16 protein-coding genes are annotated in these 22,585 nt (G+C 67.1%); 6 read left to right on the top strand and 10 right to left on the bottom strand.

The window, feature by feature from the left end; translation table 11 throughout:
- Nucleotides 1-320: 320 nt before the first annotated feature.
- The 4 genes from F2P45_RS09490 to F2P45_RS09505 all read right to left on the bottom strand — a co-directional run bounded on the left by F2P45_RS09490 (nucleotide 321) and on the right by F2P45_RS09505 (nucleotide 4,542).
- Nucleotides 321-2,048: a methyl-accepting chemotaxis protein gene (locus F2P45_RS09490; protein WP_166873368.1), complete on the bottom strand. Its 1,728-nt coding sequence runs from the start codon at nucleotides 2,046-2,048 to the stop codon at nucleotides 321-323.
- Nucleotides 2,049-2,174: 126 nt separating this feature from the next.
- Nucleotides 2,175-2,696 (bottom strand): GNAT family N-acetyltransferase, encoded by a 522-nt coding sequence (locus F2P45_RS09495; protein WP_188130124.1) that lies wholly within the window; start codon nucleotides 2,694-2,696, stop codon nucleotides 2,175-2,177.
- Nucleotides 2,696-3,223 (bottom strand): GNAT family N-acetyltransferase, encoded by a 528-nt coding sequence (locus F2P45_RS09500; protein WP_166873371.1) that lies wholly within the window; start codon nucleotides 3,221-3,223, stop codon nucleotides 2,696-2,698. Before F2P45_RS09500 ends, F2P45_RS09495 begins: the two co-directional genes overlap by 1 nt.
- A gap of 44 nt (nucleotides 3,224-3,267) precedes the next feature.
- Nucleotides 3,268-4,542 (bottom strand): amidohydrolase family protein, encoded by a 1,275-nt coding sequence (locus F2P45_RS09505; RefSeq protein ID WP_166873374.1) that lies wholly within the window; start codon nucleotides 4,540-4,542, stop codon nucleotides 3,268-3,270.
- Nucleotides 4,543-4,764: 222 nt separating this feature from the next.
- On the opposite strand from F2P45_RS09505, the gene F2P45_RS09510 reads away from it, so the two are divergent.
- The 3 genes from F2P45_RS09510 to F2P45_RS09520 all read left to right on the top strand — a co-directional run bounded on the left by F2P45_RS09510 (nucleotide 4,765) and on the right by F2P45_RS09520 (nucleotide 9,165).
- A complete protein-coding gene (locus F2P45_RS09510; protein ID WP_166873377.1) occupies nucleotides 4,765-5,541 on the top strand; it encodes a phasin family protein in 777 nt (258 codons plus the stop codon).
- 98 nt (nucleotides 5,542-5,639) lie between these two features.
- A complete protein-coding gene (locus F2P45_RS09515) occupies nucleotides 5,640-7,391 on the top strand; it encodes an ABC transporter ATP-binding protein (RefSeq protein WP_166873380.1) in 1,752 nt (583 codons plus the stop codon).
- On the top strand, nucleotides 7,381-9,165 hold the full coding sequence (locus F2P45_RS09520) for an ABC transporter ATP-binding protein (protein WP_166873382.1): 1,785 nt from the start codon (nucleotides 7,381-7,383) through the stop codon (nucleotides 9,163-9,165). The genes F2P45_RS09515 and F2P45_RS09520 overlap by 11 nt, the downstream gene beginning before the upstream one ends.
- Here the strand turns inward: F2P45_RS09520 and F2P45_RS09525 are convergent.
- Both F2P45_RS09525 and F2P45_RS09530 read right to left on the bottom strand, forming a co-directional pair.
- A complete protein-coding gene (locus F2P45_RS09525) occupies nucleotides 9,162-10,724 on the bottom strand; it encodes an ABC transporter permease (protein ID WP_229504994.1) in 1,563 nt (520 codons plus the stop codon). The two genes, F2P45_RS09520 and F2P45_RS09525, sit on opposite strands and share 4 nt — an antisense overlap.
- Nucleotides 10,724-11,590, bottom strand: a complete 867-nt coding sequence (locus F2P45_RS09530) for an ABC transporter ATP-binding protein (protein WP_166873386.1) — start codon at nucleotides 11,588-11,590, stop codon at nucleotides 10,724-10,726. The genes F2P45_RS09525 and F2P45_RS09530 overlap by 1 nt, the downstream gene beginning before the upstream one ends.
- A gap of 293 nt (nucleotides 11,591-11,883) precedes the next feature.
- On the opposite strand from F2P45_RS09530, the gene F2P45_RS09535 reads away from it, so the two are divergent.
- Both F2P45_RS09535 and F2P45_RS09540 read left to right on the top strand, forming a co-directional pair.
- Complete coding sequence (locus F2P45_RS09535; protein ID WP_166873389.1) at nucleotides 11,884-13,980, top strand: tetratricopeptide repeat-containing diguanylate cyclase; 2,097 nt, start codon at nucleotides 11,884-11,886, stop codon at nucleotides 13,978-13,980.
- Nucleotide 13,981: 1 nt separating this feature from the next.
- A complete protein-coding gene (locus F2P45_RS09540) occupies nucleotides 13,982-14,731 on the top strand; it encodes a PH domain-containing protein (protein ID WP_166873392.1) in 750 nt (249 codons plus the stop codon).
- A 13-nt stretch (nucleotides 14,732-14,744) separates the two neighbouring features.
- On the opposite strand, the gene F2P45_RS09545 is transcribed toward F2P45_RS09540, so the two are convergent.
- Nucleotides 14,745-15,068, bottom strand: coding sequence for a hypothetical protein (locus F2P45_RS09545; RefSeq protein ID WP_166873395.1), 324 nt, complete (start codon nucleotides 15,066-15,068; stop codon nucleotides 14,745-14,747).
- Nucleotides 15,069-15,188: 120 nt separating this feature from the next.
- On the opposite strand from F2P45_RS09545, the gene F2P45_RS09550 reads away from it, so the two are divergent.
- Entirely contained in the window at nucleotides 15,189-17,429 is a 2,241-nt protein-coding gene (locus F2P45_RS09550) for a molybdopterin-dependent oxidoreductase (protein ID WP_166873399.1), read from the top strand.
- Between the two features lie 4 nt (nucleotides 17,430-17,433).
- On the opposite strand, the gene F2P45_RS09555 is transcribed toward F2P45_RS09550, so the two are convergent.
- The 3 genes from F2P45_RS09555 to F2P45_RS09565 all read right to left on the bottom strand — a co-directional run bounded on the left by F2P45_RS09555 (nucleotide 17,434) and on the right by F2P45_RS09565 (nucleotide 22,541).
- A complete protein-coding gene (locus F2P45_RS09555; RefSeq protein WP_166873402.1) occupies nucleotides 17,434-17,835 on the bottom strand; it encodes a hypothetical protein in 402 nt (133 codons plus the stop codon).
- 121 nt (nucleotides 17,836-17,956) lie between these two features.
- The gene (locus tag F2P45_RS09560) at nucleotides 17,957-18,889 is read right to left on the bottom strand and encodes a hypothetical protein (RefSeq protein ID WP_166873405.1); all 933 of its coding nucleotides are present in this window, start codon (nucleotides 18,887-18,889) and stop codon (nucleotides 17,957-17,959) included.
- Between the two features lie 4 nt (nucleotides 18,890-18,893).
- The gene (locus F2P45_RS09565; RefSeq protein ID WP_166873408.1) at nucleotides 18,894-22,541 is read right to left on the bottom strand and encodes a tubulin-like doman-containing protein; all 3,648 of its coding nucleotides are present in this window, start codon (nucleotides 22,539-22,541) and stop codon (nucleotides 18,894-18,896) included.
- Nucleotides 22,542-22,585 lie beyond the last annotated feature (44 nt).

The raw sequence follows: 22,585 nt of genomic DNA on the forward strand, positions 1-22,585 counted from the left end.
AGGTAGAATTCATGTCGGGCAAGGTGGCGTTTTTGTTGATAGCTGTGTTTCTCGATAACTCACATTTTATCAATCACTTACGGCATTCTTGCCCTTTTTTATGCAAAATTCAGGCTAAATAGAAACATTTTTTATTTGGATAGGCGCTTGAAGCAAAACGACGTCAGAAAGCCAGTTATTCAACGAATATTGGTATAAAAGCGACCCATGGACGGGCAGTCAAACGTAAAAAAACCGGGCTCGTCCCGGTTTTTTTGAAACTACTTCGTGAAATGTTTCGAGTCAGAGCTCTGACCCCGGTTTTGGGCTCCCGGTCGGGGTCAGAACTCTTCCCATTCGTTGTCGCCGGCGGCGACCGGGCGGGCAGGGGCCGCTTTGGCTTTGCCGGCCGGCAGGCGCGCCGCAGCCGCCGGTGCCCGTGCCGCCGCTGCCGTCCGGTGCTGCGCCGCGCGCGCCGCCGGTGCCGCCACCATGTGCTCGTCGCTGATCTTGAAGACGCTGACCGCTTCGGCCAGGCTGGCCGCCTGGTGCTTCATCGCTTCCGCCGCCGCCGCCGCTTCTTCGACCAGCGCCGCGTTCTGCTGCGTCACCGTGTCCATCTGGCTGATCGCATCGTTGATCTGGTCGATTCCCACGTTCTGCTCGCCACTGGCGACGGCAATCTCGCCGATGATCGCCGTGACCCGCTGCACGCTGGCGACCACGTCGTTCATGGTGCTGCCAGCCTGCCCCACCAGCTTGCTGCCGGTGTCGACCTTGTCGACCGAGTCGTTGATCAGGGCCTTGATTTCCTTGGCCGCGGCCGCCGAACGCTGGGCCAGGTTGCGCACTTCGGAGGCCACCACGGCGAAGCCGCGCCCCTGCTCGCCGGCCCGCGCCGCTTCCACCGCGGCGTTCAGGGCCAGGATATTGGTCTGGAACGCAATGCCGTCGATCACGCCGATGATGTCCACGATCTTGCGCGACGATTCGTTGATCGAGCCCATGGTGTGGATCATCTGCGCCACCGCGTCGCCGCCGCGCACCGCCACCGTCGAGGCGTCGCTGGCGAGCTTGCTGGCCTGGCTGGCATTCTCGCCGTTCTGCTTGACGGTCGAGGTCAGTTCTTCCATGGCGGAGGCTGTTTCTTCAAGCGAACTGGCCTGTTGTTCGGTGCGCGCCGACAGGTCCTGGTTGCCGTCGGCGATCTCGCTCGATGCGCTGGCAATCGCATCGGTCCCGGCGCGCACCTTGCCGACGATCGCGGCCAGGCTGTCGTGCATGTCCTTGAGCGACTTGAGCAGCATGCCGATTTCGTCGCTGCCGCGCGCTTCGATCGAGGTCGACAGGTCGCCGCTGGCGACGATGCGGGCGATGTTGACCGCTTCATTCAAGGGTCCGGTAATGCTGCGCACCAGCCATACCATGATCACCGCGCCGACCACCACCGTCACCAGCACGATCACCAGCAGTTCGATGGACGCGGTGCGTTCGCTAGCGGCCTGCTCCTTGACCATGGCCAGGGTCAGCGCGCGCGTTTCGGTGCCGATGTAGGTGACAATGGCGTCGATTTTCTGGGTCGGCGCGCGGTCCATGCCTTTGACCAGCTTGTCGATCTCTTTATAGCTGTCCGGATTGGCGCCGTCGAATTTTTGCAGCGCGCCCAGGTAGTTCTTGCCCAGTTCGCCGGTGGCGTTGATGGCCTCGTCGACCAGCGGCGTTTTCAGCCCCAGCTCGCCCAGCAGGGAATTGACCTTGCCCAGTTCCGCGCGCGTGCTCTCGCCGCTCTTGACGAACGAGGCGCTGTACTTTTCGAGCTGGGCCGGATCCGAGCCGCGCAGCAAAATGTTCTTCCATTCCTGCACCTGGATCTTGAACTCGACTTGGGCGCTGCGCGCCGTATCGACCGCTTCGGTCAGCTTGGCGGCGCGCTGCATCGCCAGCGCACTCTTGGCATTGGCGCCGGACAGCGCCGACCAGGCACCGATCCCCACCAACAGCAATGCGGCAAAAAAGAAAGCGCCGAGCGCACCGAGGCGTACGGCAATTCGGAGGTTGGCGAGTTTCATGTGCTCTCTCGGGATGGTTGCGTGGATACCTGTCGCAGCGCCTGTAAAGACGCTTGCTCTGCCGGTTAATCATGCACCCGTGAAAGATAAAAAGAAATACGTTTCAGTTAACTGACAACAAGTATTTCAGCCAGTTGCACACAGTTGCATCGCATACAGCCGGGTACCCGGGTCTTCCGGTGTAAGGTGGACAATCTTGTCGAAACGCAGGCCGAGTTTTTCGAGCAGCGCGCCGGAGGCGGTGTTGCCCGGCGAGGTGATCGCCAGCAGGCGCGCCAGTCCCAGCGTGTCGCGCGCGTAGTCGACCACGGCGCGGGCCGCCTCGAACGCATGACCCTGGCCGCGCCAGGCCGGCAGGAAGGCGTAGCCGAGATCGACCCCGGGCAAGGTGTCGCGCCTGATCAGGCCGCACATGCCGATCGCCGCGCCGCTGTCCTTGTGCGCCACCAGCCAGATGGCGTGGCCCAGCGCGGCCTGCATGCTCACCGGGCCGTTTTCGATGTGGGCACGCGCCGCGTCCAGCGTGCGGATGCCGCGGTCGCCGATGTGGGCCAGGAAATCGGGATCGTTGACCAGCTCCAGGTAGAACGGCGCGTCGGCCGCTTCGATGGTGCGCACCAGCAGGCGCGCGGTGTCGAGGATTTTCATCAGGGCGCCGGCCAGTTGTCAGGGTCGTCCAGCAGCTGGTACATGACGTAGGCGTCGACGTAGCCCAGGCGCGCATGGCGGAACGATTTTGGCAAGGTGCCGACGATCGTGAAACCGAGCTTTTTCCACAAGCCGACGGCGGCGTGGTTGCTGCTGACGACGTAGTTGAACTGCATCGCCAGGTAGCCCTGGCGGCGCGCCTCGTCCAGGCTGTGCCGGCCCAGCAAGGTGCCCACGCCGGCGCCGCGCTGCCCGGGGCTGACCATGTAGGACGCGCTGGCCACGTGCGCGCCGCGCTCCATCTGGTTCGGCACCAGCTTGTACATGCCCAGCACGCGGTCGTCGGCGGACACGGCGACGAAGCTGGTCGCGCGCGGGCTGAACCAGTAATCGGCGCAGGCCTGGCGGGAGGCGCCCGCAGCGAAAGGATAGGATTCGCCGCCCTCCAAGACCGCGTCGAAAATCGCCCATAGCGCATCGATGTCGGTGTCGGCGGCCGGACGGATCCGGGTCTGTATTGGTTTCACATGCTCTCCCGCTTGAAACGCGCTGACAAGTGCTGCGCCGGGGCTCAGCGCCCGAGGCGAAAACCGGTGCTGGCCGGGCGTCCCGGCAGGTTCAGGGTCGCCTGCGCGCGCGGCGCCTCGCTCACCACCACGCCGCGCCGGATCACCATGCGCCGCGCCGCGCGCAGGCGGATCGCTTCGACCGTGCCGCCGGCGTCGAGCAGCACCAGGTCGGCGTGGCAGCCGGGCGCGATCCCGTAGCCTTCGAGCCCGAGAATGCGGGCCGGGACCTCGGTCACCGCCAGGAAGCACTGGTGCATCGCGTCCTGCCCGGTCATCTGCGCCACATGCAGGCCCATATGCGCCACTTCCAGCATGTCGCCCGAGCCCAGGCTGTACCACGGGTCCATCACGCAGTCGTGGCCGAAGGCGACATCGACGCCGGCGGCGATCAGCTCGGGCACGCGCGTCATGCCGCGCCGCTTGGGGTAGCTGTCATGCCGCCCCTGCAGGGTGATGTTGATCAGCGGGTTGGCAATCGCCGCCACGCCCGCCTCGCGGATCAGCGGCAGCAGCTTGCTCACATAGTAGTTATCCATCGAGTGCATCGAGGTCAGGTGCGAGCCGGCCACCCTGCCCTGCATGCCGAGACGCTGCGTTTCGAACGCCAGCGTTTCGATATGGCGCGACATGGGGTCGTCCGACTCGTCGCAGTGCATGTCCACCCGCAGCCCATGGTGCGCCGCGTATTCGCACAGCAGGCGCACCGAGGCCGCGCCTTCGCTCATGGTGCGCTCGAAATGGGGGATCCCGCCCACCACGTCGACGCCCATGCCAATGGCGCGCTTGAGGTTGTCGAAGGCCGTGGCGCTGCGCAAAATCCCATCCTGCGGAAAGGCGACCAGCTGCAGGTCGAGATATGGCGCCACCCGGCGCCGCACTTCCAGCAGCGCTTCCACCGCCAGCAGGCGGTCGTCGCAGATGTCGACGTGCGAGCGGATCGCCAGCAGGCCGCGCGCCACCGCCCAGTCGCAGTACTGCATGGCGCGTTCGACCAGCGCATCCTGGGTCAGGCCGGGTTTCAGTTCGCCCCACAGCGCGATCCCTTCGAGCAGGGTGCCCGATCCGTTCACGCGCGGCAGGCCGTAACTGAGGGTGGCGTCCATGTGAAAGTGGGCGTCCACAAAAGGCGGCGTCACCAGGTCGCCGCCGGCGTCGATCTCGCGCGCGCCCCGCACCGGCAAGCGCGCACCGACGGCGGCGATGCGCCCGTTGTCGATCGCGATGTCCATGTGAAGGCGCCCGTCGGGCAGGCTGGCGTTGCGCAGTACGAGATCCATCGTGAACTCCTGGGAACGGCGGTGTCTGCGATTGTAGCGAGTTCGGCGCGAATTGGGGCGGGCGTGTGCGTGTTTGTCATGGCGCCGTCATGCCAATAAGATAAATGCTGCGATGCAAGATAATTTCGTGAACACAGTTGAAAAATTGCTTTTCAAGGCAGGCAATCATGGATAGACTTAGCAATATTGCAGCGCGTCATAAAACACTTCCAAGGAACCCAGATGAGTAACCTTCCAGAACAGTTTTCCGCAGCACGCAAGGCCCAGATCGAAGCCCAGCTCGACGCTTTCCGCCATTTCTCCGGCAAGGCGGTAGAAAATACCGAAAAGCTGATTGCCCTCAATCTCCAGACCACCCGCGCCAGCGTCGAAAAATCGACGGCGGCCATCCAGCAGTTGCTGACCGCCAAGGATCCGCGCGACCTGTTCGCCCTCGGCGCGCACAGCCGCGACAGCTTCGACACCATGCTCGCCTACAGCCGCGCCCTGTTCGGCATCGCCGGCAGCGCGCGCGCCGATGCGCCCGGATCGTCCATCCTGGCGGCACTGGCCGCGCCGGCGCCGCTGCGCCAGCCGGCCAACGATGAAGCGCACAGCGCTGACGACGAGGACTACAGCGAGGACTACGACGAACAAGCCGCCGCCGGCGCCGACAGCGAGCCCGAATCCGAACGCGGGGTCTCACCCGACTCGCCGGACTCGCCAGACGCGCGCGAGGAACCGATCATCGTCAGCCTGCGCGCGGCCGACGAACCCGAGGCCGATCCATTGCCGCTGGCCGAGGCCACGCCGATCGCGCGCGCCGCCGCCAGCGTGGCCGCCAGCCCCGTGCACGAGACGCCCGCCGCCGCGCCGCTGGCCGCCGACGACGCCATCCAGATCGACGTCTCCGGCATCAAGCCGGTCGACGCCACGCCGCCGGCGGGGACCTATCCGGGCAAGCCGGGCAACGGCAAACTGGGCGAATCGTCGCCGTCGAAAGGCGCGCGCCGAAAGTAGCGGCACGGCCGGCCTCTGCGCCAAGTTGCCAAAAGTAGTAAATTGACGGGCTTCGGCCCGTTTTTTTCGTCCGGGCGCAACATCCAAGGAACGTATTAATGACTTTATCGCGGCTCGTTGGCAGCTTCGTGCGCCGCCATTGGCGCGCCTATATCTCGTCGGCCTTCATGCTGGCCGGCGTGGCGGCCCTCACTGTCTGGATTCCGCGCAAAATCGGCGCGCTGATCGACGGCCTGGCCGCCCACAGCCTGACCCGCGACGACCTGCTGCTGGGACTATTCCAGCTGCTCGGCATGGGCGTGGCCATCTATCTGCTGCGGGTTGGCTGGCGCCTGCGCCTGTTCGCCGCCGCCTACCGGCTCGGGGTCGAACTGCGCACGCGTTTTTACGCGCGCCTGTCGGCCCAGGGACCGGCCTTCTACCAGAAGCAGCGCACCGGCGACCTGATGGCGCTGGCCACCAACGACATCGACGCCATCGAAATGGCCGCCGGCGAAGCCATGCTGGCCGGTTTCGACGGCACCCTGACCCTGGTCATGGTACTGGGGATCATGACGCTCGGCGTCGACTGGCGCCTGGCCTGCGTGGCCCTGCTGCCGTTTCCGTTCATGGCGTTCGCGTTCTGGCGCATCTCCACCCATATCCACGTGGCGGCCACCGAGTCGCTGCAGCGTTTTTCGAGCCTGAACGACCATGTGCAGGAAGCCCTGTCGGGCGTACGTACGCTGCGCGCGCTCGGCCTGGAGCGACGCAGCGCGGCGCAATTCGGCGAACTGGCCGCGCGCGCCGCCGACGCCAGCCTGCGCGCGCAAAAATGGGAAGCCGCTTACGAGCCGGCCGTCGGCCTCACCCTCACCGCCGCCAGCGCGCTCACGCTCGGCCTGGGCGGCTACCTGGTGTGGCAGAACCAGCTGACCATCGGCGCGCTGACCAGCTTTAGCATGTACCTGGGCCAGTTGATCTGGCCGATGTTCGCGGCCGGCTGGGTGCTCTCGCTCATCGAACGCGGGCGCGCGGCGCTGGCGCGCGTGCAGCCCCTGCTCGACACGCCGCTCTCGGTGGACGACCATGGCACGGTGGCCACGCTGGCCCCCGGCCCGCTGCTGCTCGACCATGTCGGCTACACCTACAGCGGCCAGACCATTGCCGCGCTGGCCGATATTTCGTGCCGCGTCGCGCCAGGCCAGACCCTGGGCCTGGTGGGGCCGACCGGCTCCGGCAAATCGACCCTGCTGCGCGTGCTGCTGCGCCAGGCCACGCCGCAAGCCGGCACCGCCACATGGGGCGGCCAGCCGCTGGCCGACTACACGCTGGCCACCTTGCGCGCGGCGATCAGCTGGGTGCCGCAGGAGTCGTTCCTGTTCTCGGCCACCATCGCCGAAAACATCGCGCTGGCCCGGCCCGACGCCTCGCGCGCGCAGATCGAACATGCGGCGCACATGGCGGCCATCCACGAAGATATCCTGCGCTTCCCGCAGGGCTACGACACGCCGGTGGGCGAACGCGGCATCACCCTCTCGGGCGGCCAGCGCCAGCGCGTGGCGATCGCCCGCTCGCTACTGGCCGACAGCACCCTGCTGCTGCTCGACGACGCCCTCTCGGCGGTCGACACCGGCACCGAAACGCGCATCCTCGAACACCTGGAGGAACTGCGGCGCGCGCGCCCCGAGCGCAGCGTGATCATCGCCAGCCACCGCCTCTCGGCCGTGGTCAACGCCGACGTCATCGTGGTGCTGCGCGACGGCCGCATCACCGAATCGGGCACCCACGAGGCCCTGCTCGAACGCGACGGCTGGTACGCCAGCCAGTGGCGCTATCAACAACTGGAGGCCAGCCTCGATGCAATCTGATTCCACACCCAAGGACATGCGGGTCCAGGCCGCGCAAGCGATTGGCCTGCTGCGGCGCGCCGCCCATCCCGACCGCCGGCACCTGGCCTGGGCCACCCTGTGGCTGATCCTCGCGGCCGGCCTGGAAGTGATCGGCCCCATCCTCGGCAAGGCCCTGATCGACGAGCACCTGCTGCCGCGCAAGCTGGACTTCCCGCGCATGGCCATGCTGCTCGGCGCCCTGCTGGTGAGCGGCTGGATCGCCAGCTGGCTGCGCTACCTGCAGCTGGTGCGCCTGTCGGGCCTGGCCATGCGCTCGGTGCAGCGCCTGCGCGAATGGGTGTTCGGCCACGTGCTGCGCCTGCCGATGGCGTTCTTCGACCGCGCCATCACCGGCCAGTTGATCAGCCGCGTCACCAACGACACCGAGGCCGTCAAGACCCTGTACATCCAGGTGCTGTTCGTGATCCTCGACAGCAGCATCGTGCTGGTCGGGACCATGATCGCCATGGCCTGGCTGGACTGGCGCCTGATGCTGATCGTGCTGGCCCTGGTGCCGGCGGTGGTGGCCATCGTGTTCGTCTACCAGCGCCTGTCGGCGCCGGCGGTGACCCGCGCGCGCGCGCTGCGCAGCGACATCAACGGCCAGATCGCCGAGTCGATCGGCGGCATGAGCGTGCTGCAGGCGAATAATGCGCAGGACCGCTTCGGCGAGCGCTTCGCCGCCACCAACGATGCGCATTACAAGGCGCGCCTGGCCGAACTGCGCGCCAACGCCTTCCTGCTGCGCCCCGCGCTCGACCTGCTCAACGTGATCCTGCTGGCGGTGGTGATCTACAGCTTCGGGCGGCGCGAAATGAACGCGCTCGAAGTCGGCGTGCTGTACGCCTTCATCAGCTACATCGCGCGCGTGGTCGAACCGATGATCCAGATTACGATGCAGTTCAGCGGCTTGCAGCAAGCGGTGGTGGCGACCGCGCGCGTGTCGGCCCTGCTCGGCGAAGCCGGCGCGCCGGAGCACGACAGCGGCCGTTCGCCGGCCCCGGAGTCCGCCGCGCCGGACGCGCCGGCGGTGCGCATCCGCGGCCTGACCTTCGGCTACGCGCCCGGCCAGGACGTGCTGCACGGCCTCGACCTGGACGTGCCGCAGGGCGCGTTCTTCGGCATCGTCGGCCACACCGGCAGCGGCAAGTCGACCTTGCTGTCGCTGCTGCTGCGCTACTACCCGTCGCGCCCCGGCACCATCGAAGTGAACGGCCAGCCGCTGGCGGCCATCGACAACGAACGTTTCCGCGCCGAGGTGGGCCTGGTGCCGCAGGACCCGTTCCTGCTGGCGGCGTCGGCGCGCGAGAACATCGACATGGGACGCGGCCTGTCGCAGCAAGCCATCGAAACGGCGGCGCGCGCGGCGCATGCGCACGACTTCATCGCGGCGCTGGAAGAAGGCTACGACACGCCGCTCGGCGAAGGCGGCTCGCGCCTGTCGACCGGCCAGAAACAGCTGATCGCGGTGGCGCGCGCACTGGCCGGCCAGCCGCGCATCCTGCTGCTGGACGAAGCGACCTCGCATATCGACAGCGCCACCGAGCAGGTAGTGCAGGAGGCGTTGAACGAACTGCGCGGACGGGTGACCATCATCGCCATCGCGCACCGCCTTTCCACCATCCGCGAGGCCGACCGCATCGTGGTGCTCAATCACGGCCGCATTTCGGAAGCCGGTTCGCACGACGAGTTGATGCAGGTCGACGGCGGCCTGTATCAGCGCCTGTACCTGCTGCAGCAGCTGGCGGCCTAGCGCGCCAGGCGGCTGGCGTTGTACAGGTAGCCGCCTGCCAGCGCCAGCGTGCCAACCAGCGCATACATGGCGACCGAGTGCAAGTTGGCCGCGCCGTTGAAGCCCACCGCGTCGAGCATCGGCGCCGTGGTGGCGTTGACGGCCACGTACAGGCCAAACAGGAACAGCGACAGGAACAGGCGCGCACTCCTGCCGCAGCGGCCGAACAGGCTGGCCAGCGCGGACAGGCAGGCCACGCCCGCCACCAGCGCCAGCGCGCGCAGGGGCTGCGCGAACGACCAGCGCAACGCCACCGGCCCCATCAACAGTAAACCAAGCAGCACGCTGGCCGCGTACTGGCGCAGGTAGCGCAGCGCCACCCCGCCGCTCACGGTGCCGCTCAGGTCTTCGGTGACGGCCGCGTAATCGCGGGTACTGATGTCGCTCACCAGGATGCCCCAGAACGCCACCGCGGCCATCACCACCGGTGCCAGGGCGGCAGCGGGCGCGAACAGGGCGGCGAGCGCGCACAGCACGGCCACCAGCAGCGCGGACGGGGCGATGATGAAGGTCAGCGCGAGATCGGCCAGCACCTGTCCGGCCAGGCCGGGCATGCGCGCGGCCTGGCGCATGAGCGGCAGCGCCAGCGCGGCCAGCGGGCGCAGCGCCGCGTTGAGCAGCGCCAGCGGCGAGCGGCGCAGGCGCGCGCGCCCGGGCTTGACCCGGTCCGGCGAATAGCGGTGGAACAGCCACCACGCCGGCAGCAGCGGCAGCAGCGCGATCGCGCTGCTGCCGCGCAGCGCCATCATGCGCCCGGACCAGAGCAGCGACGGCAGCGCCAGCGGCGCCAGCGCGGGGTCGAACTTGCTCGATCCGATGGCGAAATCGGCGCCGTTGACAAAGCCCTGGACCGCCGCCACCGACACCGCCAGCCCGGAAAAATCGAACACCATGCGCGCCGGCAGTTCGCTGCTGCCGCCTTGCGTCATCAGCGCCAGCTGCGCCACCCACAGCACGAAGAACAGCACGTCGCCGCCCTTGCCCATCAGCGGCGCCCAGCTGTCGAACAGGATCGCGCAACTGGCCGCGAAAAACACCATCGGCACCAGCAGCAGCGCGTAGGTTTGCAGGTAGACCAGCGGTTCGAGCGGACCGTCGCCGCGCAGCGCGTGCAGCACCAGCATGGTCAGCATGAAGGCGGCCACCAGCGCGCCGAGGTAGGCGCAGGCGCCCAGCCAGCGTCCGGCCAGGAACAGGGCGCTGCCGACCGGGGTGGTGCCGATCACGCCGCCGATGCCGCTGCGCAGGTCTTCGCTCATGCGCCCGCGCACCAGGTAAAAGCCGCCAAGCCCGAACAGCAAGGCGCCCATGGCGGCACTGCCCAGCGCCAGTGCGGAACTGGTGTAGAGCACGCGCGCCTTGTTAAACACCAGTAGCGCTTCGCCGCTGGCCGGATCGGCGATCATCGCCCAGCTGAGCGCCACCACCGCCAGCAGCGCCACCATGGTGGAGCTGCGGCGCATGCGCAGGCGCACTTCGTTAAGCGCCAGTGCGCGCAGCATGGGTAACATCGGGAGCATCACGCCGCCTCCTTCAATGCGTGGCGCTGGGCGATGAGCGCTTCTTCCAGGGTCGGTTCGGCCACGCGCGCACCCGCACACGGCGAGACGCCGTGCACGATGCGCAGCGCCACCTGCCCGCCCTCGCGCTGCGCGTGCAGCACATCGACCGTGGCGCGCAGCGGCTCGTAGCCGGCCGCGTCGACGGTGGCCGACCAGATGCGCCCGCGCGCCTGGTCGAGCAGGGTGCGCGGCGTTTCGCAGGCGATCAGCCGGCCCGCATCCATGGTGGCCAGGCGAGCGGCGATGGTTTCGACGTCGGACACGATGTGGGTCGAGATGAGCACCAGCTTGGTCGATCCGAGTTCGCCGAGCAGGTTGCGAAAGCGCAGGCGTTCCTCGGGATCGAGACCGGCGGTGGGCTCGTCGACGATCAGGATATCCGGGTCGTTCAGCAGCGCCTGGGCGATGCCGAGACGGCGCCGCATGCCGCCCGAGAACGAGGCCGCCGGGCGCCTGGCCTGGTCGTGCAGGTTGACCAGTTCGAGCAGCCGCATGACGCGGCCCGGATCGCGCACGCCCTTGAGGGCGGCGAAATACTGCATGAATTCGACGGCCGAGAGGTTCGGATACACGCCGAAGTCCTGCGGCAGGTAGCCGAGCCGGCGCCGGATCTCCTGCGGGCGGGCGACGATATCGGCGCCGTCGAACAGGATGGTGCCGCTGCTCGGACGCGTGAGCGTGGCGATCATCTGCATCAGCGTGGTCTTGCCGGCGCCGTTGTGGCCGATCAGGCCGACCACCCCGCGTTCCAGCGAGAGGGTCACGCCGTCGACCGCGCGGATGCGCTTGCCGAATGTGTTGACCACATTGCGCAGCTCGAGCATGGTATTTCCTGACATGTTGATGGATGGGCTTGACAGGAATGTAAGCCAAACGCACAGCGCCGGGCGGCCAATGCGACAGACGGCAAAATCGTGGTCGTCAAGTGCCGCCGGAGGCGTCGTATCGGACCAACACTTCCATGCCAAAGCGTCATCGAAACACACGTGCCTGCCACTTAAATGTGCATTTGGAGGCACAATCTGCGTGCGGCTGGAACTTTCTCGACTGCAACAAGAATATAATTGGCTGCTGTTTTCCCGTTCGGAGAGCAACGGTTTTCACATGAAGGAATGCGATGTTGGCAGGTTTATCAGACACCCCGCCGGGCCGCAAGGCCCGCGTGCTGCTGGCATCGTTATGCCTGGTGGCCATGGCCGGTGTCGCCCATGCCCAGCATCCGGCCCTCGATGCGCGCCTGGTGGAGATCCGCGAGATCAACCGCTACGTGCCGCCCAAGGCGCTGGCCGAACTGCGCAGAATCGAGACCGAGGCGCGCGCCGCGCCCGTGCACACCAGGGCCGATTTTTTGGTCCAGCTGTGCCTCGCCCTGCGCGGCATGAACCAGGTGGCCGAAGCGCTGGCCGCGGCCGAGGAACTGATCGCCTTCGGACGTGACACCAAGGACCCCGTCGTCCAGGCCAAGGGGCTGCTGACCAAGGCCTATGTGGTCTCGCGCATGGACCAGCTGGCGCTGTCGCACCAGTTGGCGTGGGAAGGCGAAAAGATCGCCAGCAGCACCGGCGACATGATGCTGCGCGTGCAGGCGGCGATCACCTCGGGCCAGTCGTATGCGGAAGACGGCAATTTTCCGGCCGCGATGGGCAAGATGCAGACCGCGCTTACCCTGGCGCGCCAGTACGGCCAGCCGATCCCCAAGGTCCAGGCGCTCAATGCGCTGGCCATCCTGTACGGCCAGTTGAACGAGCATGACAAGGGCTTCGAGGCGCTCGAAGAAGCCACCGCGCTGGCCGAGCAAACCAATTCGCCGGGACGCCTGGCGACGCTGAAAGATACCGAATACGGCCTGGCGGTCGACACCAACCAGCCGCAGCGCGGCCTGCGCGCCCTGCTGGCGGGGCTGGAGTACGAGCGCCAGATCGGCGCCGAGGCGATGATCGCCGGGACGCTGGTGAACCTGTCCGACAGCTACCTGAAGCAGCACGATTATCCGCGCACCCTGTCGTTCGCCAACCAGGCCTTGAAGGCCGGGCGCAGCCTGAACGACGACAGCACCGTGGCCACCGCGCACCTGAACCTGGGCCAGGCGCACCTGGGCCTGGGCAGCCTGGCCGAGGGCAAGCGCCATTTCGAATTGGGCCTGGCCTGGTACGAAAAGGTCGGCGACAAGCCGGAACTGCAGGAAGTGCTGATGGAATACGGCGCCGCGCTCGAACGCGCCGGCGACATGGCGGGCGCGGTCAAGGCCTATCACCGCGAGCGCGCGCTGTCGAACGAGCTGTTTGAAAAACGGCGCCAGAAAGCCACGCTGGAGCTGCAGGAAAAGTACGATACCGAAAAGAAGCAGCGCCAGATCGAACTGTTAAGCCGCGAGAACCAGCTCAAGACGACCGAAATCGACAACCGCCGCCTGCAGCAGCGCGTGTGGTGGCTGCTGGCGGTGGTGTTTGCGCTGGCCGCGCTGGTGGTCGGCATCCTGTACCGCAAGGTGCGCCACGCGAATGCCCAGCTCAAGGTCAAGAACCTGGAACTGAAGCAGCAAAGTTCGCGCGATCCGCTCACCGGCTTGTACAACCGGCGCCACTTCCAGGAATTCATGCGCGGCCACCTGCAGGTGGAAAAGCGCGGCGCCGGCACCTCGGGCGAAGAAATCGTCGGCGCCCTGTTCCTGCTCGACGTCGACCACTTCAAGCACGTCAACGACAGCCATGGCCACGCGGCCGGCGACGCCGTGCTGAAAATGATCGCCGACAGCCTGCGCGATATCCTGCGCGAGACCGACATGATCGTGCGCTGGGGCGGCGAAGAATTCCTGGCCTTTTTGCCGGCCATTCCGCGCAGCGGCGTCGAGGAAATCGCGCGCCGCCTGTTGACCGGGATTTCGCAGCAGAGCATCGACTACCAGGACAAGAGCCTGTCGGTGAACGTGTCGATCGGCTTCGCGCCGTTTCCGCTGGTGCCGGACACCGATGCGCTGCCGTGGGAACGCGCGGTCAACCTGGTCGACATGGCGCTCTACCTGGCCAAGGCGCACGGGCGCAACCGCGCCTACGGCGTGCGCGGCTTCGCCAACTTCGAGCAGACCACGATGGAAAACATCGAGCAGGACCTGGAGCGCGCCTGGGGCGCCGGCTACGTCGACATGTCGATCGTGCTGGGCACCTGGCCGGAATCGAAAAACGCGGCCACGCCACCGAAGCTGACCATCGTCTGACATGCCGCACACGCACCCCTCGTTCGCCAGGCTGGGATTGGGCCAGGACGCCGACACGCGCACGGTGCGGCGCGCCTATGCGCGTGAACTCAAGCAGATCGACCAGGAACGCGACGCCGCCGGCTTCCAGTACCTGCGCGAGGCGTACGAACTGGCGCTGGCGTGGGCCGAGCCGATGATGGCCAGCGCGCCGGCCGCGCAGGCGCTGATGCCCGACCTGGAGCGGGGCGATCCGCAGCATCTGTGCGACCTGGCCATCGCCCAGTATCGCGCCGCGCTGCCGCGCCTGACGCAGGCGCATGTGGCCGGCGACGCGGCCGCGTGGCGGCGCGAGATGCAGCGCATCCTCGACGGCGAGGCCATGATCAACGTCTGCGCGCGCACCTTGTTCGAGGAAGTCATGGCGCACCTGCTGGCGGCCGGCTGGAAGCCGGGCCACGAGACGCTGCTGCCGGTGGCGGCCAGCCTGTTCGACTGGGCCGGCGACCGGGCGCGCCTGCTGCGCTTCGGCGCGGCCGGCCGCCTGGTCGACCGCGCCGTCGGCGAAATGACGCTGTTCAACGCCGCTGTCCACCCCGAACTGGCGCGCCGGCGCGGCGTGCTGGAACGCCTGCGCGCGCCGGCGCCGCCAGCGCCCGATCAACTGATGCAGGACCTGCCGTGGCTGGACCAGATGCTCGAACGCTACCCGAACATGGTGGCGCTGGTGGTGAGCGTCGACGCCGTCGACGACTGGCGCCGCGCGGCGTAGCGTACGCGGCGTTCTATTTGCGCGCCGATTCCTGGATTTTCTCGCCCGCCTGTTCCACCTTCTTGCCGACGTTTTCGGTGGCCTGGTCCAGCCCCTTGCTGGCGTCCACAGTCGCCTCTTCGATCTTGTCGCCGGTGGCCTTGGCCGCGTCGGTGATCTTCTTGCCCGCTTCCTCGGCCTTGTCGACGTTGGCCTTGAGGCTCTCGCCGACGCTGTCGCCGGCCTGATCGAGCTTGGCGCCGGCCTTCTGCGCCGGTCCCACGCCCTGCTCGTCCTTCTGGCAGCCGGCCAGCGCCGCGAGCATCATGGCGCAGCCGATGAGCGATGTGATTTTCATGATTTCCCCTACGGTTGTTGTTGCCCAATAGCATACACCGGTGCCCGACATTTCGGTTGACAGTTGGACCACGAGTGCATACAATCGCACGACCGTTCGATTTTTTGGAAAGCGCTCGCCATGACCTTGTCCACCTCCATTCCCGCCGCCGTGCCTGCCGCCCTCGCGCACCGTATCTGTCCGTTTTGCGAAGCGTGCTGCGGGCTTGAACTCGACCTCGAAGAGAACAAGGTGGTGCGCATCCGCGGCGACGCCAGCGATGTGTTTTCGCATGGCTTCCTGTGCCCCAAGGCGATCGGCCTGAAAGACCTGCACGACGATCCGGACCGCCTGCGCACGCCGCTGATCAAACGCAATGGCGTGTTCGAGCCAGCCACCTGGGACGAAGCCTACGCCGAAATCGAACGCCGCCTGCCGCCCGTCATCGCCGCCGGCGGCGCCAACGCCGTGGCCACCGTGCTGGGCAACCCGGTGTCGCACAAAATGAGCCTGATGCTGTATTTTCCGCGCCTGGCGCGCGCACTCGGCACGCGCAATATGTTCTCGGCGTCGAGCGTGGACCAGGTGCCGAAGATGCTGTCGGTCGGCTTGATGTTCGGCAGCTGGCTGTCGGTGCCGGTGCCGGACATCGAGCGCTGCGACTTCTTGCTGGTCCTGGGCGCCAATCCGATGGTCTCGAACGGCAGCCTGTGGACCGTGCCGGACTTTCGCGGCAAGGCCAAGGCCCTGCGCGCGCGCGGCGGCCAGCTGGTCGTGGTCGATCCGCGCCGCACCGAAACGGCCGACGTGGCCGACGCCCATCACTTCATCCGCCCCGGCGCCGATGTCTTCTTCCTGCTGGGGATCGCGCACGCGCTGTTCGACGAACAACTGGTGCGCCTCGGCCGCCTGGCTGAACACACGGTGGGCCTGGAGCAGGTCGAAGCGGCGGTGCGCGAGTACGCGCCCGAACGGGTGGCGGCGCGCTGCGGCATCGACGCGGGCACCATGCGCCAGCTGGCGCGCAGCCTGGCCAACACCCCGCGCGCGGCCATTTACGGGCGCATCGGCACCTGCACCCAGCAATTCGGCACCCTGTGTTCGTGGCTGATCGATGTGATCAACGTGCTGACCGGGCACCTGGACCAGGAAGGCGGCGCCATGTTCCCGAAAGCGGCCGCGTTTTCGGCCAACACGCGCGGCGCCCCGGGCATCGGGCGCGGCGTGGTCACCGGGCGCTATCGCTCGCGCGTCTCGGGCGCGGCGGAAGTGTCGGGCGAACTGCCGGTGACCTGCCTGGCCGAAGAAATCGACACGCCCGGCCCCGGCCAGGTGCGCGCGGTCATTGCGATTGCCGCCAATCCGGTGCTGTCGGCGCCGAACGGGGCGCGCCTGGCCAAAGCGCTCGACGGGCTCGATTTCATGGTCAGCATGGATATCTATCTGAATGAAACCTCGCGCCACGCCGACGTGATTCTGCCGGCCCTGTCGCCGCTGGAAGAGGCGCATTACGACGTCACATTCACCCAGTTCTCGCACCGCAATCACGCCCGCTACAGCGCACCGGTGCTGGCGCGCACGGGCGATCAGCCGGACGAGTGGCAAAGCCTGATGCGCATCGCCGCCATCGCCAAAGGACTGGGCGCGAACGCCGACGTCGACGCGCTCGACGACGAACAGATGCAGGAAGACCTGGCGCGCGCGGCGGGTACGGCGGCGCCCGCGCTGATGGCGGCCCTGGGCAGCGGGCGCGGCGCCGAACGCATGCTCGACCTGGCGCTGCGCAGCGGCCCGTACGGCGACCAGTTCGGCAAACATCCGGACGGGCTGACCCTGGCGCGCCTGAAGGCGGCGCCGTCCGGCATCGACCTGGGGCCGATGAGCAGCCGCATTCCGGAAGCGCTGCGCACCCCCTCGGGCAAGATCGAACTGGCGCCGCAGGTGCTGCTGGACGACCTGGCGAGGGCAAGCGCCGACCTGCAAGCCCCAAGGCCGGAGCTGGTCATCGTCGGGCGGCGCCAGCTACGCTCGAACAACAGCTGGATGCACAACCTGCCGGTGCTGGCCAAAGGCCCCTACCGCTGCACTGCGCTGGTCCATCCGGTCGACGCCGAGCGGCTTGGCCTGGTCGATGGCGCGATGGCGCAGATCCGCAACGGCGAACGCATGATCGAAGTGCAGGTGGAGATGTCGGAGCAGATGATGCCGGGGGTGGTCAGCCTGCCGCATGGCTGGGGCCACAACCTGGAAGGCACGCAGATGCGCGTGGCGGCCGAACGGCCGGGGGTGAACCTGAACGCGCTGCTCGATGAAAACCTGCGCGACCCTTTATCGGGCAACGCGGTGTTGTCGGGCATTGCGATCGAGATGCGCCCATTGTAGACGGTTAGCGCAGTTCGACCGCGTATTCGACCGGGGTCTGTTCGACGAAGCGCATGGCCTGGCTCTCGCGTCTTCCGCGCGCGACCCTGGCCGGCGCGTCGGTATTGCGTGCGCGCGGCGCAGTGGCGGGGTTGGGCGTGCCCGCCGCGCGCGAGAGCGTGATCCAGCGTTCGGCGCCGGCCGCCACTTCGTCGTTCTGGCGCGCGGCATCGATGCTCCAGTGGCTGGCGCGGAACTGGGCATAGCATTTTTCCCACGCGCGCACCTGGTCGTCGATGCGGCGCGCGGCCTGGCTCGATACCAACTTTTCGGGAAACTCGGGCGACACGCAGTCGAAGCTGGCAGCTTGTACCGAGGCTGCGCCGCAGGCCAGCGCCAGCGATGGAAAAATTCTGCTGAGAGCCATCGACGTCTCCGGTGAGGTGGAAAACGTTGATCGTAGACCAAGTAGCAACATTCCCGCAAGCACTTTGACAATCTTTACAAAAAAGATACATGTATGACGAGTTGCCGCAGTGCGATTGTATTTACATGCAGCGCTCGTTCATCCAGTCGCGTCCGGTCGCCACGCAGTGCTGCATGTCCCTGAGCAGGCGGTCGGCGTGCACTTTGTAGGCGGCGCATTCGCGGCTGCCCTCCACCATGGCGATGCAGGTTTCGAGCTTGTTGGACGCAGCCTTGTAATTACCCCGGGCGATGTCGCGCTCCGCCTCGGCGATCAGGTTGCGCGCCGACTGGCCAACCGGGCGTTCCAGCACTGGCCGTTCGAGCACCGGGACTGCGGGTTTGAGCGCGGCGGCCGGGGTGTCGCGTTTGGGCGTGGGCTTGGCCTTGGCGCCGCGCGCGCGTTTGCGCTCGCAGGCACTGGCCGCCGCGCCGATCGACGACTGCAGGCGCTCAAGCTGGGCGGCGCCGGCCTTGTCGTTCCTGAGCGCTTGCAGTTCGGCCCTGGCCTCCTTGATATTGCAATCCTCGGCCTGCAAAATCGCCTGCTCGATGCGCGCCTCGAACTTCTTCGGCTCGGGCCTGGCCATGAACCAGATCCCGGCCAGGATGGCGAGTGCCAGCAGCCAGTAGCGCAGGCGGATCGGTTTGCGCAGTGCCGGCCCGGAGGGCGCGGCACGCGGCGCGGCCTTGGGCGGCGGCGGTGGTACGGCGGCGGCGGCCGGACCAGGCATGGGCGGCTGGAGTGGCGCGGCGGCGGCCGGAGCGGGCATGGCCGGCGCGGGCGGCACTTGCTGCACGAAGGCCGGCGTATCGACCGGCGGCGCAGGTGCGGGCACCGGCTTGGACACCGGTTCGGGCGCGGGCACGGGCTCGCACACGGCGGCGGACGCCGGGCGCAGCGCGCCCTCGTGCTGGGCGGTGCCGCAATACGGGCAAAAATCGACCCGGCGCGGCATCGGCCGCGCGCAGGCGGCGTGGATGCAGCGGTAGATCACTTGGTCTTGCAGGTTCATGGCGTCAGTCCGGATCGGGTATGTCGTTGTCGGGGTCCGGGATGGCATCGTCGAACAAGGTGGCCAGTTCCGGCAGCTCGCCCGCGGTCTTCCACTTGTCGGCTTTGGGATTCCACTGCATGTTCCAGACGCGGGTGTCAGGCCCGGCTTCGGCGCGCCCGATGCGCAGCGCAATCTCGTCAATCGAAAACGGTCCCTGCTGGGCGCCGTTGATGAACAGTTTATAGCGCCCGCCCACGGCCTGCGGCGGCGGTGGTGGCGGCGCCAGCGCGCGCGCGGCCAGCGCCTGAGCCGCCTCGGGTTCGCTGGCCAGGAAGGCAGCGCGAATGGCGCGCTTGTCGACCGATTTCTCGACCTCCCACGCGTAGGCATCGCTGGCCGAACCGGGCACCGGCTCGGTCCACTGCGTCAGCGCGGCGCCGGCGTCGTCGATATCGCGCTGCGACAGCGCCGGATTCATGGCGCGCGCGCGCTTGAACCATTGCTCGTACAGGCGGCGCGCGGTGATGTTCGGCAGCGACGGCGACGGCAGCTGGGCGCCGGTTTCGTCGACTTCGAGCTTCGGTTCATACACGCGCTGCTGGAAGTGGCGCATCAGGGCCGCCAGCATGACGAACTGGTTCGGCCCGAGCCTGGCCAGGCGCTGCTGCACCGCGCCGATCACCTGTTCGCGGTAGTACGGCGGCAGGCCGTTGGAGCGGATCGCGAACTCGTTGCCGATCTGGAGCCACTCGCCGGAACCCGGTTCGACTTCGAACAGGTATTGCCCGCGCGGCTGGAACGACGCTTCGCGGTCGGCCAGGTCGCCCTTGCGGCGGATCACGCCGAGCGCGTTGGCCTGCAAGAACCACTCGTAGTCATCGGCCAGGCGGTTCAGTTCATCCATCGACGGCGAAATCGGATGGCGGAAGCGCGTGGCGTCGAAGTGCAGGTGGGTCGGGATCTTGGGGTTTTCGATCTGGTACGAGGTACGCCAGGTCGGCAGGCCGCGCAGCACCGTCATCGGAAAGCCCGACAGCTCGATGTAGCACACCGCCTTGCCGCTGATGCCGGTATTGACCACCGAAACCAGGTCGCCATGGAAGGAGCCGGCCGGCACCGCGGCGCGGATCTCGGTTTCCATCAGGCGCCAGGCATTGACGTCGCCCACCCCGATGAAGCACTTGAACTGGTCGGCGCGGGGCGTGAACTCGGCCGAGAAGCGCGCGTTCATCCACGGCATGGCGCTCTTGAGCCACTCGCCGAAAATGCGGGCCCGCTCCTGCGGCGACATGGCGCCCAGGCGTTCGAGCAGCGGATCGACCGGTTCGGCGTCGTCCAGTTGTTCGACGGTGAGCTGGGTCTGGGCGCGGCGGAACAGTTTGAGCAGCAGGCTGGCGCGCAGTTTTTCGTCGCCCAGCTGCGGGAACAGGCGCGCGGAACCGCCGAATTCGAGCAGCACTTCTTCGCTCCAGGCGTGAATGTCGCCGCTCAAGGCCACCGGCTCGGGCAGGATGTCGCTGGCCAGCTTGATATAGGTTGCGTGTTCGTGGCGCGCGTCGGCGCGCAGCTGGTCGATGCGCTGGTCGACCGCGCCGAGCATGGCCTGCACGCAGCGCCGCCCTTCCTGGAATTCGCCGGCGATGCCGGTCCACACAGCCTGGCCCTGTTCGTCGGTGCTTTGCGGGTCGCCCAGCCAGGCCGACATGGTGCGCATGACGTCGATCGACTGGCCGGCCGCCACCGCCAGCAGGTGGAAGCGCAGATAGTCGGCGATGTCGCGCTTGAGGTGGGCCATCACTTCGCGCGCCTGCGCATCCTTGCCGAACAGGCGGCTGGCCGCCTGCGACAGGTTGCCCAGCGATTCCTCGACCTGGCGCGTGCGCAGCGCGTCGCGGATGTCGCGATAGCGCTTGCCATTGCGTTCGGCGTTGCCCAGGTCGCGCTGCAGCAGGCGCGCCTTGATCTGCTCCAGCAGCGAGAGCACGAATTCCAGCCCGCCCTGCTTGCGGTCGTCCAGCAGCGCGTACAACTGGGTGCGCGCGCGGCCCTTGAGGCGCGTGGTCAGTTCAAGCGTATGGCGCTTGATGCGGTCTTCGCTGGTTTCGGCGGTGGCGCCGGCTTCGCGGATGGCGTCGCGCTCCAGGTGCGGCAGCAGCTCGGCCACTTTTTCGCGCCACACGCCCAGATCGTAGGACGCCATGATGCGGTCCATCTCCAGCTGCACCTTGCTCTCGACCCGTTCGAGCAGCGAGCGCTGGTCCTTGTCCATCAGCAGCTGGTCGGTCAGCGCGTATTCCTGGAACGGGGTCAGGTCGACCGTGCCCTTCTTGAAGTCGGGGAATTCGTCGAACGGATGCTCGCTCATCGACATCTGCTCGCGCATGAAGACGTCGCGCTCCTGGTCGCCCGCGCGGCGCGAAACCAGCTGTCCGAGCCCGCGGCCACTGGCCGCGTGCTCGCCAGCCAGGCCGAAGAAGGCCTTGACCATCAGCGCGGCCAGCTCGTAGGCGCGGATATCGTCGCGCAGGCTTTGCTGGGTGTCGAGCACCGCCTGGCCGAAGGCCGAATACACCTTGGAATACGACAGGCGCATGTCGCCGAAGCGCTGTTCCGGCACGCGCGGATTGAACGGCCCAAGCTTGTGCTGCTGCTGGTTGACCGCGATCGAGCGCTTGCGGTTGGCAAAATCGGCCGAGGCGAAGTCTTCGAACAGGGTGTCGGCCACCATCTGGTAGACATCCTTGACGTCGCTGGTGGCCTTGTTGGCCAGGTTGGCGGTATCGACAAAATACACATCGTCGAAGGGCGCGCCCTTGCCGACCAGGTTATCCGGCTCGGCCCAGCGGACCTGCGCATTCATGTCGCGCATGGTCGTTTCCAGCTCCATCAGGGTGGCGTAGGCGTTGGCCTCGGTGCGCTCCTTGTTGGCCTTGGCGAAACCGGACGGCATGAACATGACCAGGTCGACCTGGTTGTCGGATACTTCCTGGCGCGCGATGGCCTTGGAAATCCAGCCAAGGTCGATGGCACTGCCCGCGCCCGTGCCGCCCGCGCACGAGGCGATGACGACGATGCGGAACTTGGAGGTATCGACCTGGAGCCCCAGGCGCTGGTAGGTTTCCTTGCGCTCGTTGCCGGCGTTGCTGCTCAAGAAATTGAGCGAGCTCTTGATGCGGCCGCGCAGCTTGGGATACTTGTCGAACAGGTACAGGCGCGCCAGCGCGCGGATCTGGCCCGCGCCCTTGGACGGATCGATCCCGAGCGAACGCAGTTTTTTGGGCCGCAGCGGCATCCAGTTTTCGATCAGCGGAAAGCGCGCCAGGCTGTCGTCGGACTCGTGATACTGCGGCAGGTCGAGCGACTCGACCAGGCGCTCGTCGTCGCCCAGCTTGACCAGTTCGTACCACGGGTCGGTGCGCTGCGACTTGCCCTCGTCGATGATGGCGTTGTTATCGAGGTCGAAGTGCAAAAAGCGCGCGACCGGGAACTGCGCGATCGATTCGACGCGGGTCGGATTGTGGCGGTTCCAGACCTCCGACAGGATGCGGCGGCGAATCCGCAGCATCACTTCCATGCCGGTGCCGCCAGCGCCGATGAACAGCGTGGGCCGCAGGTCGACCTTCAGTTCGGCCTTCGCTGCGCCGCTGCCGGTGTTGGGAAATTCTGCCATTGTCATTGTCTTTCAATCATTGAATCGTCACGTTGCGTCGTCGG

It is taken from the genome of Massilia mucilaginosa, from assembly GCF_011682145.1.
In the GTDB taxonomy this organism is placed as follows: Bacteria; Pseudomonadota; Gammaproteobacteria; order Burkholderiales; family Burkholderiaceae_D; genus Telluria_A; species Telluria_A mucilaginosa.

Coding starts and splice junctions, on each gene's coding strand:
- F2P45_RS09490 (WP_166873368.1), bottom strand. CDS start 2,048: ATGAAACTCGCCAACCTCCGAATTGCCGTACGCCTCGGTGCGCTCGGC.
- F2P45_RS09495 (WP_188130124.1), bottom strand. CDS start 2,696: ATGAAAATCCTCGACACCGCGCGCCTGCTGGTGCGCACCATCGAAGCG.
- F2P45_RS09505 (WP_166873374.1), bottom strand. CDS start 4,542: ATGGATCTCGTACTGCGCAACGCCAGCCTGCCCGACGGGCGCCTTCAC.
- F2P45_RS09510 (WP_166873377.1), top strand. CDS start 4,765: ATGAGTAACCTTCCAGAACAGTTTTCCGCAGCACGCAAGGCCCAGATC.
- F2P45_RS09515 (WP_166873380.1), top strand. CDS start 5,640: ATGACTTTATCGCGGCTCGTTGGCAGCTTCGTGCGCCGCCATTGGCGC.
- F2P45_RS09520 (WP_166873382.1), top strand. CDS start 7,381: ATGCAATCTGATTCCACACCCAAGGACATGCGGGTCCAGGCCGCGCAA.
- F2P45_RS09525 (WP_229504994.1), bottom strand. CDS start 10,724: ATGCTCCCGATGTTACCCATGCTGCGCGCACTGGCGCTTAACGAAGTG.
- F2P45_RS09530 (WP_166873386.1), bottom strand. CDS start 11,590: ATGCTCGAGCTGCGCAATGTGGTCAACACATTCGGCAAGCGCATCCGC.
- F2P45_RS09535 (WP_166873389.1), top strand. CDS start 11,884: ATGTTGGCAGGTTTATCAGACACCCCGCCGGGCCGCAAGGCCCGCGTG.
- F2P45_RS09540 (WP_166873392.1), top strand. CDS start 13,982: ATGCCGCACACGCACCCCTCGTTCGCCAGGCTGGGATTGGGCCAGGAC.
- F2P45_RS09545 (WP_166873395.1), bottom strand. CDS start 15,068: ATGAAAATCACATCGCTCATCGGCTGCGCCATGATGCTCGCGGCGCTG.
- F2P45_RS09550 (WP_166873399.1), top strand. CDS start 15,189: ATGACCTTGTCCACCTCCATTCCCGCCGCCGTGCCTGCCGCCCTCGCG.
- F2P45_RS09555 (WP_166873402.1), bottom strand. CDS start 17,835: ATGGCTCTCAGCAGAATTTTTCCATCGCTGGCGCTGGCCTGCGGCGCA.
- F2P45_RS09560 (WP_166873405.1), bottom strand. CDS start 18,889: ATGAACCTGCAAGACCAAGTGATCTACCGCTGCATCCACGCCGCCTGC.
- F2P45_RS09565 (WP_166873408.1), bottom strand. CDS start 22,541: ATGGCAGAATTTCCCAACACCGGCAGCGGCGCAGCGAAGGCCGAACTG.